Source organism: Soehngenia longivitae (assembly GCF_004684055.1).
GTDB lineage: Bacteria > Bacillota > Clostridia > Tissierellales > Tissierellaceae > Soehngenia > Soehngenia longivitae.
In genome coordinates this window covers 1-4,824 of sequence record NZ_SRIB01000022.1, presented here as the reverse complement: position 1 = coordinate 4,824, position 4,824 = coordinate 1, and the positions used below count along the sequence as shown (strand labels likewise).

The window sequence follows — 4,824 nt, the reverse complement described above, 5'->3', positions numbered from 1 at the left end:
ATAAAACAATACCCCACTATCAAATGACAGTGGGGTTTCTAAAGTCTGGCAGCTACCTACTCTCCCAGGACGTTGCCATCCAAGTACCATCGGCGTTAAGAGGCTTAACTTCTGTGTTCGGTATGGGTACAGGTGTTTCCCTCTTGCTATCGCCACCAGACGAAAACTACATAGCTATCTTTTCTCGCAAACTTTCTTCCTTACCTTAGGTCAAGTCTTCGGCATATTAGTACCACTTAGCTTAAATCATTGCTGATCTTACACTCTTGGCCTATCTACCAGTTTGTCTTTCTGGTGCCTTATTCTTTCGATGGGAAATCTCATCTTGAGGGGGGCTTCGTGCTTAGATGCCTTCAGCTCTTATCCCTTCCAAACTTAGCTACTCAGCTTTGCACTTGGCAGTACAACTGATTCACCAGAGGTTTGTCCATCCCGGTCCTCTCGTACTAAGGACAGCTCCTCTCAAATTTCCTACGCCCACGACGGATAGGGACCGAACTGTCTCACGACGTTCTGAACCCAGCTCGCGTGCCTCTTTAATGGGCGAACAGCCCAACCCTTGGGACCTGCTTCAGCCCCAGGATGAGACGAGCCGACATCGAGGTGCCAAACCTCCCCGTCGATGTGAACTCTTGGGGGAGATAAGCCTGTTATCCCCGGGGTAGCTTTTATCCGTTGAGCGATGGCCCTTCCACTCGGTACCACCGGATCACTAAGTCCAACTTTCGTTCCTGCTCGAATTGTCTTTCTCGCAGTCAAGCTTCCTTCTGCCTTTACACTCTTCGCACGATTTCCAACCGTGCTGAGGAAACCTTTGAGCGCCTCCGTTACTCTTTTGGAGGCGACCGCCCCAGTCAAACTGCCCAACTGACAGTGTCCCTATACCAGTTTCATGGTATCAGGTTAGAACTCTAGTATCACAAGAGTGGTATCCCAACGCCGGCTCCACATATGCTGGCGCATATGTTTCCTTGCCTCCCACCTATCCTGTACGAGTGATCCCAAAGTCCAATGTCAGCCTGCAGTAAAGCTCCACGGGGTCTTTCCGTCCTGTCGCGGGTAATACGCATCTTCACGTATACTACAATTTCACCGGATCCTTTGTTGAGACAGTGCCCAAATCGTTACACCTTTCGTGCGGGTCGGAACTTACCCGACAAGGAATTTCGCTACCTTAGGACCGTTATAGTTACGGCCGCCGTTTACTGGGGCTTAAGTTCTAAGCTTCGCCTTTCGGCTTACCTTTCCCCTTAACCTTCCAGCACCGGGCAGGTGTCAGCCCCTATACTTCGTCTTTCGACTTAGCAGAGACCTGTGTTTTTGGTAAACAGTCGCTTGGGCCTTTTCACTGCGGCCAGGTTCTCACTACTTTATCGCTTGGATATTTCACTTACCCTGGCACCCCTTATCCCGAAGTTACGGGGCTATTTTGCCGAGTTCCTTAACAAAGGTTCTTCCGCGCGTCTTAGGATTCTCTCCTCGCCTACCTGTGTCGGTTTGCGGTACGGGTAGTGACTTGCTTGATAGTGGCTTTTCTTGGCAGTGTGGATTTGGCTCCTTCTCTACTTGTTTTTCGATCCCCATCGTACCTCAGATCTTCAGTATTGCGGATTTGCCTACAATACCTACCTACGTACTTGGACGCACATTTCCATCCGTGCGCTTCACCTATCCTCCTGCTTCCCCACTTCTCTTATAGCGCTTGTCACTAGTACAGGAATTATAACCTGTTGTCCATCGCCTACGCATCTTCTGCCTCGGCTTAGGCCCCGACTTACCCTGAGTGGACGAGCCTTCCTCAGGAAACCTTAGGCTTTCGACGGGTGAGATTCTCACTCACCTTTCGCTACTTATGCCAGCATTCTCTCTTGTGTCTTGTCCAGCACTCCTTTCGGTATGCCTTCTTCCTACTACACAATGCTCCTCTACCGATTGTTTATCACAATCCCACAGCTTCGGTAACGTATTTAAGCCCCGGAAATCTTCGGCGCAAAGTCACTCGACCAGTGAGCTATTACGCACTCTTTGAATGTATGGCTGCTTCTAAGCCAACATCCTGGTTGTCTGTGTAACTTCACATCCTTTTACACTTAATACGTATTTTGGGACCTTAGCTGGTGGTCTGGGCTGTTTCCCTTTTGACTATGAAGCTTATCCCACATAGTCTGACTCCCAAAGTTATGAGTATGGCATTCGGAGTTTGATAGGCTTCGGTAACTTATATAAGCCCCTTGTCCATTCAGTGCTCTACCTCCATCTCACTTACCTTTGAGGCTAGCCCTAAAGCTATTTCGAGGAGAACCAGCTATCTCCGGGTTCGATTGGCTTTTCACCCCTATTCACAGGTCATCCCATAGCTTTTAAACGCTAATGAGTTCGAGCCTCCATTTTACTTTACTAAAACTTCACTCTGCCCATGAATAGATCACCCGGTTTCGGGTCTATGATATACAACTTCTCGCCCTATTAAGACTCGGTTTCCCTTCGGCTCCGTACCTTCTAGTACTTAACCTCGCTGCATATCATAACTCGCTGGCCCGTTCTACAAAAAGTACGCGGTCACACTTTTAACGTGCTCCCACTGCTTGTAGGCATAAGGTTTCAGGTTCTTTTTCACTCCCCTCCCGGGGTTCTTTTCACCTTTCCCTCACGGTACTTCTTCTCTATCGGTCACCAAGTAGTATTTAGCCTTGGGAGGTGGTCCTCCCTGCTTCCCACGGGATTTCTCGTGTCCCATGGTACTCTGGGTGTTTGCTTTCAGATTTTAAGGTTTCGCTTACAGGACTTTCACCTTCTACGGTTAAGCTTCCCAGCTTATTCAGCTACCTTTACTTTCTTACTTTTCGCAAACCCCTCAACCCCGATTGCTCGGTTTGGGCTCTTTCCCGTTCGCTCGCCGCTACTTAGGAAATCGATGTTTCTTTCTTTTCCTCAGGGTACTTAGATGTTTCAGTTCCCCTGGTTGTCTTCACTTACCTATTTTATTTAGTAAGTGATACTTGAGGTCTTCTCAAGTGGGTTCCCCCATTCGGATATCTCCGGATCTAAGCCTATTTGCGACTCCCCGAAGCATTTCGGTGCTTGTCCCGTCCTTCTTCGACTCTTGGTGCCAAGGCATCCGCCTTATGCCCTTATTATCTTGACCTATTGTTTGCTTGTTTCTTTCTTTTGTTTGCTTTTTGATATCTATGTAGTTTTCTAGGTTCTTTAATAATATAATAATATATAAACAAAACAGTGTGAACTTTGATTTTAAACTCCTTAGAAAGGAGGTGATCCAGCCGCACCTTCCGATACGGCTACCTTGTTACGACTTCACCCCAGTCATCGCCCCTACCTTCGACAGCTGCCTCCATTTCTGGTTAGCTCACTGGCTTCGGGTATTGACAACTCCCATGGTGTGACGGGCGGTGTGTACAAGACCCGGGAACGCATTCACCGCGACATGCTGATTCGCGATTACTAGCAACTCCGACTTCATGTAGGCGAGTTGCAGCCTACAATCCGAACTGGGATCGGCTTTTAGAGATTCGCTTACTATCACTAGTTTGCTGCTCGTTGTACCGACCATTGTAGCACGTGTGTAGCCCAGGACATAAAGGGCATGATGATTTGACGTCATCCCCACCTTCCTCCGTGTTGTCCACGGCAGTCTATCTAGAGTGCCCAACTTAATGCTGGCAACTAAATACAAGGGTTGCGCTCGTTGCGGGACTTAACCCAACATCTCACGACACGAGCTGACGACAACCATGCACCACCTGTGTCCTCTGTATCCCGAAGGATAAATTACTATCTCTAGTAACGTCAGAGGCATGTCAAGCCCTGGTAAGGTTCTTCGCGTTGCTTCGAATTAAACCACATGCTCCGCTGCTTGTGCGGGTCCCCGTCAATTCCTTTGAGTTTCATACTTGCGTACGTACTCCCCAGGCGGAGTGCTTATTGCGTTAGCTGCGGCACCGAATATTTCTACCCGACACCTAGCACTCATCGTTTACGGCGTGGACTACCAGGGTATCTAATCCTGTTTGCTCCCCACGCTTTCGTTCCTCAGCGTCAGTTTAAGTCCAGAAAGTCGCCTTCGCCACTGGTATTCCTCCTAATATCTACGCATTTCACCGCTACACTAGGAATTCCACTTTCCTCTCCTTACCTCAAGTCTGACAGTTTCATATGCTTACATAGGTTAAGCCTACGCCTTTCACATCTGACTTATCAAACCGCCTACGAACTCTTTACGCCCAGTAATTCCGGACAACGCTCGCCCCCTACGTATTACCGCGGCTGCTGGCACGTAGTTAGCCGGGGCTTCCTCCTAGGGTACCGTCATTATCTTCCCCTAGGACAGAGCTTTACGACCCGAAGGCCTTCTTCACTCACGCGGCGTCGCTGCATCAGAGTTTCCTCCATTGTGCAATATCCCCCACTGCTGCCTCCCGTAGGAGTCTGGACCGTGTCTCAGTTCCAGTGTGGCCGTTCACCCTCTCAGGCCGGCTACCTATCGTCGCCTTGGTGAGCCGTTACCTCACCAACTAGCTAATAGGACGCGAGCCCATCTTTCACCGCTTATCGCTTTGACTTCCCTTTCATGCGAAAGGCAAGTTTTATATGGTATTAATCCCAGTTTCCCGAGGCTATCCCTTTGTGAAAGGCAGGTTGCTCACGCGTTACTCACCCGTCCGCCGCTAAGATATATCTTCGTTCTGTCCGAAAACTTCACTTAGATATACTTCGCTCGACTTGCATGTGTTAGGCACGCCGCCAGCGTTCGTCCTGAGCCAGGATCAAACTCTCATTTAATAGTTTGATTTAGCTCAATTACTT

Annotated in this window: 3 rRNA genes; all 3 read right to left on the bottom strand. The window is 49.0% G+C overall.

Going from position 1 to position 4,824, the window contains the following annotated elements:
- Positions 1 to 43: 43 nt before the first annotated feature.
- A 5S ribosomal RNA gene (gene rrf / locus E4100_RS09165) occupies positions 44 to 160 on the bottom strand.
- Between the two features lie 46 nt (positions 161 to 206).
- Positions 207 to 3,145: ribosomal RNA gene (locus tag E4100_RS09160) — 23S ribosomal RNA — on the bottom strand.
- A gap of 120 nt (positions 3,146 to 3,265) precedes the next feature.
- Positions 3,266 to 4,800, bottom strand: a 16S ribosomal RNA gene (locus tag E4100_RS09155).
- Together the 16S, 23S and 5S rRNA genes form the textbook arrangement of a ribosomal RNA operon.
- Positions 4,801 to 4,824 lie beyond the last annotated feature (24 nt).